Annotated in this window: 9 protein-coding genes; 4 read left to right on the top strand and 5 right to left on the bottom strand. The window is 55.4% G+C overall.

Features of this window, described 5'->3' with window-relative positions; translation table 11 throughout:
• Positions 1–149: 149 nt before the first annotated feature.
• Complete coding sequence (locus VF639_RS07655) at positions 150–2,156, bottom strand: hypothetical protein (RefSeq protein ID WP_331145306.1); 2,007 nt, start codon at positions 2,154–2,156, stop codon at positions 150–152.
• Between the two features lie 370 nt (positions 2,157–2,526).
• Here VF639_RS07655 and VF639_RS07650 point away from each other — a divergent pair, with 370 nt between their 5' ends.
• Entirely contained in the window at positions 2,527–4,569 is a 2,043-nt protein-coding gene (locus VF639_RS07650; RefSeq protein WP_331145305.1) for an OmpA family protein, read from the top strand.
• A gap of 272 nt (positions 4,570–4,841) precedes the next feature.
• Here the strand turns inward: VF639_RS07650 and VF639_RS07645 are convergent, their stop codons facing one another.
• The 3 genes from VF639_RS07645 to VF639_RS07635 all read right to left on the bottom strand — a co-directional run bounded on the left by VF639_RS07645 (position 4,842) and on the right by VF639_RS07635 (position 7,812).
• Positions 4,842–6,041: a glycoside hydrolase family 26 protein gene (locus VF639_RS07645; RefSeq protein ID WP_331145304.1), complete on the bottom strand. Its 1,200-nt coding sequence runs from the start codon at positions 6,039–6,041 to the stop codon at positions 4,842–4,844.
• Positions 6,042–6,202: 161 nt separating this feature from the next.
• The gene (gene floA, locus VF639_RS07640) at positions 6,203–7,204 is read right to left on the bottom strand and encodes a flotillin-like protein FloA (protein WP_331145303.1); all 1,002 of its coding nucleotides are present in this window, start codon (positions 7,202–7,204) and stop codon (positions 6,203–6,205) included.
• A gap of 104 nt (positions 7,205–7,308) precedes the next feature.
• A complete protein-coding gene (locus VF639_RS07635) occupies positions 7,309–7,812 on the bottom strand; it encodes an NfeD family protein (RefSeq protein ID WP_331145302.1) in 504 nt (167 codons plus the stop codon).
• A 401-nt stretch (positions 7,813–8,213) separates the two neighbouring features.
• Here VF639_RS07635 and VF639_RS07630 point away from each other — a divergent pair, with 401 nt between their 5' ends.
• On the top strand, positions 8,214–8,459 hold the full coding sequence (locus VF639_RS07630; RefSeq protein ID WP_331145301.1) for a hypothetical protein: 246 nt from the start codon (positions 8,214–8,216) through the stop codon (positions 8,457–8,459).
• Between the two features lie 79 nt (positions 8,460–8,538).
• Here the strand turns inward: VF639_RS07630 and proS are convergent, their stop codons facing one another.
• Entirely contained in the window at positions 8,539–10,014 is a 1,476-nt protein-coding gene (gene proS, locus VF639_RS07625; protein ID WP_331145300.1) for a proline--tRNA ligase, read from the bottom strand.
• 200 nt (positions 10,015–10,214) lie between these two features.
• On the opposite strand from proS, the gene VF639_RS07620 reads away from it, so the two are divergent.
• Positions 10,215–11,588 carry a hypothetical protein gene (locus tag VF639_RS07620; RefSeq protein WP_331145299.1) on the top strand — a complete coding sequence of 458 codons (1,374 nt, stop codon included), beginning with the start codon at positions 10,215–10,217 and terminating at the stop codon, positions 11,586–11,588.
• A gap of 65 nt (positions 11,589–11,653) precedes the next feature.
• Positions 11,654–13,171 carry an OmpP1/FadL family transporter gene (locus tag VF639_RS07615; protein WP_331145298.1) on the top strand — a complete coding sequence of 506 codons (1,518 nt, stop codon included), beginning with the start codon at positions 11,654–11,656 and terminating at the stop codon, positions 13,169–13,171.
• Positions 13,172–13,314 lie beyond the last annotated feature (143 nt).

The following is a 13,314-nucleotide window of genomic DNA, read 5'->3' as shown; positions in this document are numbered from 1 at the left end:
TGCTGATATGCAAGAAATTGCGGCTGTTTGCAGGCAAGGGGTTCTTCGAGAAGCAGCACCAGCCGTATTTGTCAGCAACACTGCTTGAGTTGCCAATCTAGCTCAACTCAAACAGCCAGTTCGTGTAGTACGACTACCAGCTTTTTTGCCTACCACTGCCGCACCCGCCAGGCCAGCGCCACTTCGAAGTAAGGATAAAGCTCGTTGGTAGTGCGTTCTAGGTCGGCAGCGGTATAGCTGGTCCCGATGAAGGAGCCGGTGCCGAGCCGATAGCGGTAAAGTGTGCGCAGCTGTTGTAGCCACATGCTGGCTGAGAGCGTGAGGTTACCAGCACGCCGCTCATAAGCCACATCCGGACCTTGCTGACGGGTAATGGCGCGCAAATAAATAAGCGAGGACGGCCCTGCATCCTGCACCAAGAGCGCTCGGCCCTGCGTGCGCTGTTCTAGAAAACGATAACCTAGGCGCAGACTGTTGCTGGTAGACATCTGCCGGCGGCCACTCCAGCCATAGCGCAAGTTTCCGCTCAAATCATGCGTAATAGTGGTGTCGAGGGGGCTTTCCTTGAAGGCTGGCCAGCGGAGCAGGCCCACACGGTTTTCGCGGCGGGCATAGTCCAGGGAGGCCAGCAGGCGCGGCTGAAGCTGATACGTGAGGTGCTGCTGCTGCTCCAACACCCGGTTGGACCGGTTCCGGCTTTGCTCGCTGACCCGGTCGCGCACTTGGTAGCTTACCCATAAATGATACATGCTCCGAATACTGAACTTGCCAGGCGCCCACGTGAAGCCTGGCTCCCAGTGCAGCAGCCGGTCGGTGTAATTCTCGGCGCTGAGCGCGGCTCTGATAAACACGAACTGCCGGTATTCGCCTGCCACCGCTAAGGTAGTGCGGAAGGTGCCACGCCAGCGGCCGGTCCAGGTGAGACGCAGGCCGTGCTGGGCTTCGTCGCGGTCCTGTTGGTTGTCTTTGCTAGGGGCCGTGACGCGCAGCAACTGAGCGAAGCTGGTAAGGGAGAGGGAGTGGCGCAGCGCGGGCAACCAAGTCAGCTCGCTTTGCCAGTGCGTGGTTTGCTCCTTGATGTCGCGGACTCGCTCGCGGGCTAAAGCCAACTCGTACTTGGTTGGCGTAAGGAAACGATTGTTGTCGAGCTCGTAAGCTCGGTTACGCTCACGGTACCCAAACGAGGCAACTGCTTGTAGCTTTTTGCTGCCAAGCCGAAGCTCTTGGCGCGTGTCTAATTCCCGCTGCTGATAGCCTAGGTTCTGGAGCGTGTCGGCTTCGGGTCCCAGCTGTCGGTAGCGGAAGGCACGGCTTGGCAGGGCTAGCGCATTATCAGAGCGAAACGAGATTTTCTCCGAGAGACGGTACAGCCAGCTCACTTGCCCAGCCAGCGTATCGCTTTGAATGCGCTGCACGTTACCCGGGACGTAGTCTTCGGCCCGGTGCGCCCGGTAGGCAGCGCGCACGTTGCCGCTGGAATACGCATCGAAAGTGTGTTCGTAAAAGCTTTCTGCCAGCAGGCGCTGCCATACCCGCGGCCCTAGCTGCGTTCGGGTGCCAAGCAGCCGTATCGCCAGCGGCGGCGCGGCGGCGCCTCTTGCAAATAATAGAGTGGAAAAGTCTAGCCCGTAGGCCAAGCCCATATCGCGGCGGCCATTACGGGCGTCCTGGACGGCACCCGCAAATCCTACGTAGCGCACTACCGACAAGGAATCGTTGGGGCGAAAGCCAAGTAGGCCGTGCTCGTATCCAAGGCGCCCCAGCCACATGCCGGTGCGCGTAGCATTGGCCCGGCTTTGCTCGTAGCGCACAAACTGCCCGATGCGCCAACCCTGGCCTATATCAAGCGTGTGCAAAGCGTCGGCGGCATAATCTTCGCGCACAAAAGGTGGTTCTCCGCGCGAGTCATAAATCCATTCGCTTTGCAGCCGATAGCGGAGCTGCTGCCGGGCAGAGAGGCGCAGGTAGCCAAGCGCGTCGGTGCGCTGTGCGTACGTGCTCACCCCGACGCGCCGCGCCCGAAACGAGAGCAGCAACAGCGAATCGGGGGGCGCCACGGCGGTGCGCGCCAGCAGGGGGGTGCTACCAGCGTCGACGAGGCTTTGCGCTTGTTCAGTGAGAGGGGCAAACCACAGCACCAGAGTGATGCCAAGCACAACATAAATTTGCTGCGCTCCAGGTGGTCCTTTTCCTCTCGCAACTTCGCAGGTGGCCCTTGCGTCAGTAAAGGTTAACTCCATAAGATGCAATTGCGAAGTTGGCTTAGCAGGCCGCAGTCAGCGACGTAAGGAACTCACCTCTTAGGTGAAGACAAGCAAGTTACTTCAGCGACCTGAGGACCGCAACCGTCGAGTAGAATCGGATATTAGTCAAAATTTACACGCGCTAGTAGGTGCTATTGCTACCTTTGTTCTTCCCCTAAATTCGCAATCGAAACTTCGCGGCCTTCTTCAACGTCTCATTAGCTCCTACAACCTCTAACACCAGACGTGGATACCGGCCCTTGTTTTGCCAGTCAGCTAGCTTATGAGAATAAAATATGTATTGCTGTTGATGGGGATGATAGGAGGGATTTCTGAGGGCGTACAGGCACAGCACGCTGTTTGGGCGGGCAAAATAGTGGCCGTATCATCGCAGAAGGCAGAGGGGAAAGAAGACTTCTCACCCGAGAAAGTGTTAGGTGAGCCCAACGCGCAGCCATTAGGCCAGGTCAGCAACGAAGCCTGGATCCCACGTAAGGAAAGTGGTAACGAGTTTATCGAGGTGCGCTTCGGCAAGTCGCTTGTTGCCAAGCAAGTTACGGTAGTGGAAAACTTCAATCCAGGTTCCGTATCGAAGATTGAGCTAGTTGATACGCGGGGACAGAAGCACCAGGTCTATCAAAACGACAGTCCTGGCCCGATTCCCGAACAGTTTCGGTCCCTGCAAATTACATTTTCGCCCGGTACTTATCGCACCATTGGGGTTGTGGTGAGCATGGATACCAAAGCCGTGAATGGGGTGAACCAGATTGACGCCATTGGCATTGCCGACGTGGCCGAAACCATGGTGAAAAAGGAGTTCAAAGGCGAAGCTGAAAGCGTGAAGTTTGACTCGGCTATGGTGAACCTCGGGCCCAATGTCAACTCCAAGTACGTCGATACGCACCCCGTTATTTCGCCCGATGGCCGCACGCTGTTCTTTGCCCGCCAGGAAAGCCCCCAGAACGTGGGCGGCGCCAACGACGTGCAGGATGTGTGGTATTCCACTCAGGTCAATTCGAAAAATAATTCCTGGAACCCCGCCAAAAATATTGGCTCGCCTATCAATACTCCTGGTCCGAACGGCTTGGCTTCGGTATCATCGGATGGAAATTCAGCGGTGCTCATCAACGTCTACAACGAAGACGGTTCCCTGGACCCCAAGGGGTTAAGCATGTCCAAACGGACGAAAACTGGCTGGGGCAAGCCTCAGAAGATCATAATCGACGACTTCTACAACGATGATCCTGAAAACGTAGACTACTTTCTCGGCACTTCCGGCAAAGTTCTGTTGATGGCAGTACAGCGCAAGGATGGCCAGGGCGAACAGGATATTTACGTGGCGCTGCGCAAGGCAGATGGCAAAACCTGGAGCCGGCCCATCAACCTTGGCACCAGCATCAACACCAAAAAGGCGGAGTTTGCCCCCTTCCTGGCCGCCGATGGCAAGACGCTCTACTTCGCATCGGAAGGCCACGGCGGCTACGGCAAAAGCGACATCTTCTACTCCAAGCGCCTCGACGACAGCTGGACCAAATGGACCAAGCCGCGCAACCTAGGCCCCAGCGTAAATTCGCCCGATTTCGATGCTTACTATGTGGTGTCGGCCGCTGGTGAAGACGCTTATTTGGTGTCGGCCCGCAACGGTACTGGTAACTCCAAAGACATCTTCCGCATCGGCCTGACGCCGCAGTTCAAGCCCGAAGTGGTAACGCTGGTGCGGGGCCAAGTGCTCGATGCGGCCACTAAAAAGCCTGTAATGGCCACCATCCGCTACGAAAACCTGCTCACGGGCGAGGAAATAGGCGTGGCCGAAACTAGCCCTGTCGACGGCTCTTATACCATTGTGCTGCCCTCGGGCGTCCACTACGGCTACCGCGCCGAGTCACCTAACTACCTGGCAGAATCCGACAACCTCGACGTAACCGACCGTCAGAATTACTCCGAGGTGAAGCAGGACTTGTATTTGGTGCCTTTCGCGGTGGGCCAGACCATCAAGCTAAACAACATCTTCTTCTCGCAGAGCAAATATTACCTGCGCGAAAACTCCTACCCCGAGCTGCAGCGCCTCATTCGCACGCTGAAGGAGTATACCACGGTTGAAATCAAGATTGAAGGCCACACCGACAACCAAGGTGACCCGGCTCTCAACCTCAAACTAAGCCAAGACCGAGTAAACGAAGTGAAAAAGTACCTCGTCTCGAAAGGCATTTCCAGCAGCCGCATCACCACCGAAGGCTTCGGCGACACCAAGCCGATTGCCAACAACGACCAAGAAGAAACCCGCAAGCTCAACCGCCGCGTGGAGTTCCGGATTACCAAAAAGTAGACCACCCTCTTCCTACGAGTGCGGCTGAAGGTTGCCGCCCATTAGTGTTCAAACGAGAAAACACAACGCCCTGTCCAATCTTATTTGGACAGGGCGTTGTGTTCCTGAAGCTACTTACGATCTAAAGTCTTTCAGAGAAACAGAACGTCATTCCGACGCAGGAAGAATCTCGCGTGCAATGGCCACTTCCAATGTCAGAATTTACTGCTACAACATCAGCACGCGAGATTCCTCCTGCATCGGAATGACGTTCCATCTTCCGAATTAGCCGCTCAATTAGACTTACTGACTGCTTGAGAAGCCTTGCGCCGCTGTTCTCGCGTCGGTTTCGGAGCCGTATATAGCCGCGGCCGGTCGTTTTCGAAGGTTGTGAGGGAGTCTTGATAGAACTGCAAAAAGTTAGGCACACTGCTATGGCCGGGGTAGGGGGCGTAGAAGTGGCCTTCGTGCGCGTTGCGCCATACCATGAGGTAGGCTATCTGGCGAGCTTTAGGACTGTTCTTGATTTGTTGCAGCAGGTTATCGGTATACCAGGTCGGGTTGGGGATTTTCTCTAAACCGGTTTCCGTCAAAGCGGCCACTTTACCGCGGGCTTGGGCGGCATCTACCAGGGTGTCCAGGGTCGATACACCTTTATTAGGAGTTGATATGACGTTGAAATCCCAATAGTTGTCGTGGCCTAGCACGTCTACGTAGGCGTCGCCGGGGTAGCGCTCGAAGTAAGTGGCGGAGTTGGGTACCCGGTCGGGGGAATAGGCGTAGAGCAGGTTGTGCACCTTTTTCTTGTCGCGCAGGTATTGCACCGTGAATTGCCAGAGCTGCACAAACTCTTCGCGGGTGCAGTGCCGCTTGCCCCACCAAAACCACGAGCCGGTGTGTTCGTGCAAAGGCCGGAACACCACTGGCACCAGCGTGCCGTCTTTGGCCTTGAGGTGCCGGAAGTAATCGGCAATAACATCTAGGCTGCGGGTGTAGGCCTCGTGTTGGGCGCCACCAGGCAAGATGGCCGCTACCACGGCCGTGGTATCGTAGAAATTTTTGCCGGTCACGAAGTTGTGCATGTGCCAGCAGAAGGTGTTTAGGCTGCCCCGCTCATACGCTTCTATCACCAGCTTGCGGTTGCGCTCCAGAGCCTCATTGCCTTTGACGTTTCCTTTCAGGCTGGCCCGCACAAGGTCGGCCACATCCCAACCGTAAACCGCCGGGTTGGAGCCGCACACGCTCTTAACGTCGCTGCGGTTGGGTTCATCTTTCCAACCAATACCGTATTGCGTAGCGTCTTGCTGCCCAAACAGAATACCGTTTTGCTGCGGATGTTGCAGGTTGTAGAAAAGCGCCTTGGTCTGGTAGGTTGCTTTGGGATCGGTCAGTTGGATGGGGTAGCGAAAGGAGCGTCCCATCCGGAGGCTGCCGCATCCAAACAGCCAAGCGGTGGTAAAGAGCATCAGCAGCGACACTGTTCTCAACTTCATAAAGCGGCAACGTTAGGTGGCATGCCCCAGCCAATCTGCCAATAAGCTTGTGCAGTGACTAAAGGTGCCCTAAAATAGCTAAATCGATTTAGCCGCCAACTTGGAAAGTTGAGATAGTGGTTTCTCTGCGTTTGAAACAAAGAAAATTATCGGCGCAGACGCTACGATAGTCGCGTTTCGTCGCGGCCAGGTTTGCTGCTGCTACTTTGGTTGCCGGGGTTGGCAATCGAGTCGCGCATGTCGGTGTCCGACTGGATGTTGCGCATCTTGTAGTAGTCCATGATGCCGAGGTTGCCGGAGCGGAAGGCTTCAGCCATGGCTTTCGGAATTTCGGCTTCGGCTTCCACTACGCGGGCTTTGGCCTCTTGCGTTTTGGCGCGGTTTTCCTGCTCAACGGCCACAGCCATGGCGCGCCGCTCCTCGGCTTTGGCTTCGGCTACTTTCAAGTCGGCGGTGGCTTGGTCTATCTGAAGCTTGGCTCCGATGTTTTCTCCAATGTCGATGTCGGCAATATCGATGGAGAGAATTTCGAAGGCCGTGCCGGCATCAAGGCCTTTGCTGAGTACGAGCTTCGAAATCTTGTCGGGATTTTCGAGCACTTCTTTGTGTGACCTCGACGAGCCAATGCTGGTTACGATGCCTTCGCCCACCCGGGCCAGGATGGTTTCTTCGCCGGCGCCGCCCACCAGTTGCGTGATATTGGCGCGCACCGTGATACGGGCTTTGGCAATAAGCTGAATGCCATCCTGCGCTACCGCTGCTACGTTGGGCGTGTTGATTACTTTGGGGTTTACGCTGGTTGTGACGGCCTCAAATACGTCGCGGCCGGCCAAGTCGATAGCAGTAGCTTGCTTGAAGGTGAGCGGAATATTGGCTTTATCGGCTGAAATCAAGGCTTTGATGACGCTCGGAATATTGCCGCCGGCCAAGTAGTGCGTTTCCAGATCATTGGCAGTCAGCGCCAAGCCAGCTTTTGTGCTGGTAATCATCGAGTTGACGATGAGAGAAGGTGGCACCTTCCGAACCCGCATGAATGCCAACTGAAACAAGCTCACTCTTACTCCCGAAAAAACCGCCGTAATCCAGAGGCTAATCGGGAAGAAATAGAGGAAGACCAACAGAACGATGGCCCCAACAAGCAGTGGGTAAATAGGAAAGTTCATAAGGGTTCTGTTAGAAGAGGCAACAAGTGACAGGGGAGGAGGTGACAGGCATAAAAGTTTTTATCACCTGCCGGTTACCTCCTCTTCCCGGTACAAGCTAAAGCTTATACCACACTTTCCACTACTATACGGTTGTGCTCGATGCGCAATACGCGGACCTCGGTGCCAGCCGCTACATACTCGCCGCGGGTAGTTACTTCCCGGCGGTCTTCTTCAAACAGCACCGTTCCGGCCGGCCGCAGCGCCGAGAGCGTGCGGCCCGTAGTGCCAGGCAGTACGTCGGGTAAGCGGGCATCCCGCACATGAGAGTTGTTTACATCGTTGAGGGCAATGCGGGCCAGGTTTTTGGGGCGTAGCCCGATATACACCAGCAAGCCCGTAGCCGCCAAGGAGGCAACCAGCAAAATATGACCGGTGTTAGAGCCTAGGTCGCGGTAGGCGAACCACACGCCTGCTGCCAGTAGCCCAAACCCAACCAGCCCCACCACCGTGGTGCCCGGAATAAAGATGATTTCGGCCACCAGGAACAGCAGGCCGAACAGAAGCAGCAAGGCAATAGTAAGTGAGTCCATAGGCAATGGCAGGCGAGTCCACATGAGCAGATCCATAGCAATAAATTGTTGGACGTGAAAAGATACGCAGAAAGAGTGGGTAGAAGGTACTAGCAGGCAGGGGCGCTAGGCTCTATTTCGCTCTGAAGTATGCCCACGCCCACTGAAGGACAAAGGGCTAGCCGAATCTTAACAATAGTACAAGGTTTATTGACACCGGCCGGAGGCAAAAGCTTGAACCATAAGGCAGTACTGACCGAGCTATTGGATGGTGAAATCGAGTGCCAGCGGAGAACCTGCTCTTTGTGACAACTTACGTCTTAGGCCCCGCGCAGCAGGTGCAACAGCCAACTGCGGCCGTCGTCTAAGCTGAGCAGCGCCGGGTGCTTGGTAATTACAAGAAAGAATATTCCAGCAGCGCCTCCTGACTTTCACGCTCGCGGTGCGTAGGGGAACCTATGATGAAGCAACGCGAAGTAACCGACCAACACCACACCACCTGGACCTGCGTTCAAGCTTATGCTGGCGTAGATAGCGCAGCTTCTGCGGAGGCTACAAAACTGAGCGAAACAGACGCCGGCGACGTGCCCGTGGTATGTACGCCTAGCGGGGGTGCCCAAACGGTACGCCTTGAGTTGAACAAGGAATGGTTCGACAATTTATCGGACGAGGAGTTAGTCGATGCCATTGCCGCCGCACAATAACTAGCGCAACCGCAACAAGAAAGCCCCGCCGCAATGAGTACGGTGGGGCTTTCTTGTTGCGGTTGCAAACGGCAGTAGCCTAATAAGCTCGGGCAAAATGCACGCGGCGCTTCGAGGGCTTGCCGGTCAGCATATCCACGCCGTCTTCGTCGGGCTCGGCGAGTGCCATGCAACGGATGGTGGCTTTGGTTTCCTCTTTGATGCGCTCTTCGGTTTCGGATGTGCCGTCCCAATGCGCTACTACAAAGCCGCCTTCCCCTTCCAGGGCCTGCTTGAACTCTTCGTAAGTATCGACGCGGCGGGTGTGGGCTTCGCGGAACTGGTGGGCCTTGCGGTAGATGCTGGCTTGAATATCGTCGAGCAGCGCGGCTACGTTGTTCACGATGTCGGCCAGGGGCAGATTCATCTTCTCCTTGGTGTCGCGGCGGGCTACTTCCACCGTACCGGCGTCCAGGTCGCGCATGCCTACGGCAAGGCGCACGGGCACGCCTTTCAGCTCCCATTCCGCGAACTTAAAGCCAGGGCGCTCCGTGTCCCGGTCGTCTACTTTCACCGAGATGCCGCGCTCAATCAAACCCATTTGCATAGGGCGAATGCGCGCCAGTAACTCGTCGAGCTGGCCGGTTTTGTAGATGGGCACAATCACCACCTGAATAGGCGCCAGCTTGGGAGGCAGTACCAGGCCTTCGTCATCAGAATGAGCCATCACCAAGGCGCCCATCAAGCGGGTGCTTACGCCCCAACTCGTGCCCCACACGTGTTCTAGGCTGCCTTCCTTGTTGGTGAACTGCACGTCGAATGCCTTCGCGAAGTTCTGACCCAAGAAATGCGAAGTTCCCGCTTGCAGGGCCTTGCCGTCCTGCATCAAGCCCTCGATGCAGTAGGTTTCCAGGGCACCGGCAAACCGCTCGTTCTCGGTTTTCACGCCTTTCACGACCGGCAGCGCCATCCATTCTTCGGCAAACTGGGCGTACACCTCCAGCATCTGCCGGGTTTCGGCTACGGCTTCTTCGGCGGTGGCGTGGGCCGTGTGGCCTTCCTGCCACAAAAACTCGGCGGTGCGTAAAAACAAGCGGGTGCGCATTTCCCAACGCACCACGTTGGCCCACTGGTTGATGAGCAGTGGCAGGTCGCGGTAACTTTGAATCCAGTTTTTGTAGGTGCTCCAGATAATGGCTTCCGAAGTAGGACGCACAATTAGTTCTTCCTCTAAGCGGGCGTTGGGGTCGACGCGCAGCTTGCCCGGATTGTCCGGGTCGGTTTGTAGGCGGTAATGTGTTACGACGGCGCATTCTTTGGCGAATCCTTCCGCGTTTTTCTCTTCTGCTTCAAACAAGCTTTTGGGGACAAAAAGCGGGAAGTAAGCGTTCTGATGGCCCGTGCGCTTGAACATATCGTCAAGGGTGCGCTGCATCTTTTCCCAGATGGCGTAGCCGTAGGGTTTGATCACCATACAGCCCCGCACGGCGGAGTTTTCGGCGAGTCCTGCGCGCTTTACCAACTCATTGTACCACAGCGAGTAATCTTCACTGCGTTTAGGCAAACCTTTGCTCATGATTTAAGGTATCTTTGGTCAGATAGAAAAGTTCCGGTTTGGCCTAAAATTTGTCATATCCAAAACGGCACCGTTTCGCTGCCAAATTACGTTAATAAATAAACTGAAGCCTGACCTTACGGAATGTTTGCTACCCCAAACAACCTTTCGTCGGTTCACTTGCTCTTTATTTCGCCCGCCTTTTTTTCAAGCAAGCAGCCATGAAAAATCTCCTCCCTACTCTATTGCCCGCCTTGGCCCTGCTTATGTTGGGTGGTTGTGCTGGCACCAGCGCCCTCTCTACTACGGAGAGCGACGGTGTTTATTATTCCTCTCAGGACCGCACCACTCAAAATGCCACCGCTTCGGTGGCTAACACTGCTCCTGCACAGGCGGAGGCAGAGTCGGGCGACGATATTTCCAATCCGGACTATGCCACGGACGGCCAGCGGAGTTCTACCGTAACAGAGTCGACCGAATATTATGATGACGACTACGCGTACTCCTCGCGCATTCGCCGCTTCCATCAGCCTTACTACCGCGGCTTCGGCTACGGCTACAACGACTTCGTCTATGCCGATCCTTTCTGGTACGGTGGTTCCTCGTCTTACTACGGCAACTCGTTCTACGACCCCTTTTACGGTCCGGCTTATGGCTACGGGGGCTATGGAGGTTTCGGTAGCTACGTGAACATCAATATTGGCTTTGGCAGCCCCTGGGGCTGGGGCTACAACCCATGGCGCTATGGCCGGGGCTATGGTGGCATCTACGACAACTACTATGGCGGCGGTTATGGTGGCTACGGCGGCTATGGCTACAACAACTACTATAACGTCAATAACTATTACGGTAGTGGGAGTGGCTTAGGCTCGGTGCGCAACGTGCGCTACGGCCGTGGTAATAGTGTTGGTGGCGAAGCGGTTACAGGCGGACGTTCCACCTCAGGCGCAGGTACGGTTATAGGTTCACGTAGCCGTGCTACAGGCGGAGTTGCAGAACCAACTGGCGGACGAGCTGCCACGGATGGTTTAGTGGGTAATGGCAACACACAGCCGAACGGCCGGGGCCGTAGCCGTACCACGGAATCTGGTGCTACCCCCGGAGTTATTACTGCCGACCAAATTCAAGCCGAAAAGATTGTTCGCGCACGAAACGCAAATGCAACACCCGGACAGAATACCGACAACGTAATCAACCAAATCAACAATGGCAGTACTGTTGAACAACCGGCTACCTACGAAAGTCGGAGCCGTCGGCGTGTGGCCGAAACAACGGGGGCAGGTACTGAGGCGGCAACGCCACAGTACTCGCAACCACGGCGAAGCCGCTTCAGTGAGTTGAATACTAATACCAACCAGAGCAGTGGGCAGAGCCAAGAGGCCGCGCAGCCGATACGTCGGCAACGTACTTTCGAAGCTCCTCAACGTACTTACGAAGCCCCACAGCGTACTTATGAGGCACCGCAACGGACATACGAGGCACCGGCGCGCAGTTACGAAGCGCCATCACGGTCCTACGAAGCTCCTTCGCGTAGCTCTGCCCCATCCAACAGCGGTGGCGACAATGGCGGCGGCCGCGGCCGCGGGCGCAACTAATTCTGTCCTGTCCGAAACCTAATTTGTGACGGGCCTTTGGTGGCCGACTTCTTTTTTTCTTTAAGATGAAAAACCTGAAATACTGGCTTGCCGTGGCTCTGCTGAGCCCGGCCAGCTACAGCTTTGCCCAATATCAGCAAGATGCGTTGCGCTTCTCACAAACACAGCCCTCTGGAACAGCCCGCTCATTAGGTGTGGGCGGCGCCAACGTAGCAGTGGGAGCCGATATAGGAAATCTGGTCACTAACCCTGCGGGCTTAGGCTTATTTCAACGCTCGGAAATTAGCTTTACACCCGGTGTGGGAATTGGGAATACGAGCAGCCAGGCTTTTGGCAACACGACTACCGACGCGCGTAACAGTCTGCATATTGCTAGTCTCGGGGTGGCGTTTACCAACCGTCGTCCCGACAACGACAATAATCCTTGGCGAGGAGGCACACTGGCTTTGGGTCTTAACCGCATTAACGATTTCAATCAGAGCTTCCGCTTTCGTGGTGTTCCGCAATTAAACAGTGACCTGTTCTCTTACTTAGGGCGTAATCCCTTAGAGAAGGAGTTGACAGTGCTGGATGACTTGGCTTACGAAGCATTCGTCACGGAGCGGGATAATCAGGGAACGTACATTCCTAGCGATTATGATAATACCGGGCCTTTAACCCAGGATCAAACGATAACAACCACTGGCTCTCAAACCCAGTTTGATATTGGCTACGGAGCCAACTACCGCGACCGGCTATATCTAGGTGGTGCCATTGGTATTATCAACACCCGGTTTAGCTCGACTAACACCCTCACTGCCACCGACCCAACCTCAGTTGATGCTACGGAAGGCACCTCTTTCGGCAGCCTTACTTATCGTGAAATACAGGAAACCCGAGGTACAGGCATCAATGCCCGAGTTGGCGCCCTATATCGTCTTAATGATGCCGTGCGGTTAGGCGCATCCATTCAGACGCCTACGTTTTCCACCCTGTCAGACACCTACAGCGCCTCGCTGAATGCGGTATATGACAAGCCTATCACCGTAGAGAACCGAACGTACACGACTGGGACAGCCACCACGGAGCCAGGGGTATTCGATTTAGATTATACATTGACTTCGTCTTTTCGAGCTTCGGGCGGGGCCGCCATCGTGGTAGGTAAGCACGGCTTCTTGAGTGGCGACGTAGAATACGTAAACTACGGGCAGATACGTCTTGCCAATGATGATACCAACAACTCCACAGGAAGTGTTAATGATCATGATTTTACGGATGATAACGACGCGGTTCGCAGCCTTTACCAATCAACTGTAAACTTACGGCTTGGAGGCGAGCTGCGCTACGACATTTTCCGGTTCCGAGCTGGCTTCGCCCGCTACGGCGACCCTTATAAGGACAGCAGCCGCGACAGGTCACAGACCTATTATACTGGTGGTGTTGGCTTACGCCAGAAGAATTTCTACCTGGATCTGGCTGGCGTGTATGGCACTGCAAAACGGTATTACAATCCTTACACGCTTTCTAATCCGCAAGACACACCCGAAGTGGTAGTAGATACCAACCGCTTCACCACGACTCTTACTGCTGGCTTCCTCTTTTAGAGGCTCCTATGTTTGAGCAAGTGCTTAAACTTAGGCCTTGACGCAACGGGCGGGAGCAAGATGGATTAGAGGCTAGGGCCAATAGAGCCCGTCAAACATGAGCATCCCCCGCTCGTTCACGGCCACGTTGGACAGTTCCGTTA

It is taken from the genome of Hymenobacter sp. (assembly GCF_036387835.1).
In the GTDB taxonomy this organism is placed as follows: domain Bacteria; phylum Bacteroidota; class Bacteroidia; order Cytophagales; family Hymenobacteraceae; genus Hymenobacter.
The sequence above is the reverse complement of the archived record's forward strand: the minus strand, read 5'-3'. Positions and strand labels throughout refer to the sequence as shown.

What these genes read in the sequence shown, in the direction of transcription:
- proS (WP_331145300.1), bottom strand. Translation starts at nt 10,014, where the DNA reads ATGAGCAAAGGTTTGCCTAAACGCAGTGAAGATTACTCGCTGTGGTAC.
- VF639_RS07645 (WP_331145304.1), bottom strand. Translation starts at nt 6,041, where the DNA reads ATGAAGTTGAGAACAGTGTCGCTGCTGATGCTCTTTACCACCGCTTGG.
- VF639_RS07650 (WP_331145305.1), top strand. Translation starts at nt 2,527, where the DNA reads ATGAGAATAAAATATGTATTGCTGTTGATGGGGATGATAGGAGGGATT.
- VF639_RS07635 (WP_331145302.1), bottom strand. Translation starts at nt 7,812, where the DNA reads ATGGATCTGCTCATGTGGACTCGCCTGCCATTGCCTATGGACTCACTT.
- floA (WP_331145303.1), bottom strand. Translation starts at nt 7,204, where the DNA reads ATGAACTTTCCTATTTACCCACTGCTTGTTGGGGCCATCGTTCTGTTG.
- VF639_RS07620 (WP_331145299.1), top strand. Translation starts at nt 10,215, where the DNA reads ATGAAAAATCTCCTCCCTACTCTATTGCCCGCCTTGGCCCTGCTTATG.
- VF639_RS07630 (WP_331145301.1), top strand. Translation starts at nt 8,214, where the DNA reads ATGATGAAGCAACGCGAAGTAACCGACCAACACCACACCACCTGGACC.
- VF639_RS07615 (WP_331145298.1), top strand. Translation starts at nt 11,654, where the DNA reads ATGAAAAACCTGAAATACTGGCTTGCCGTGGCTCTGCTGAGCCCGGCC.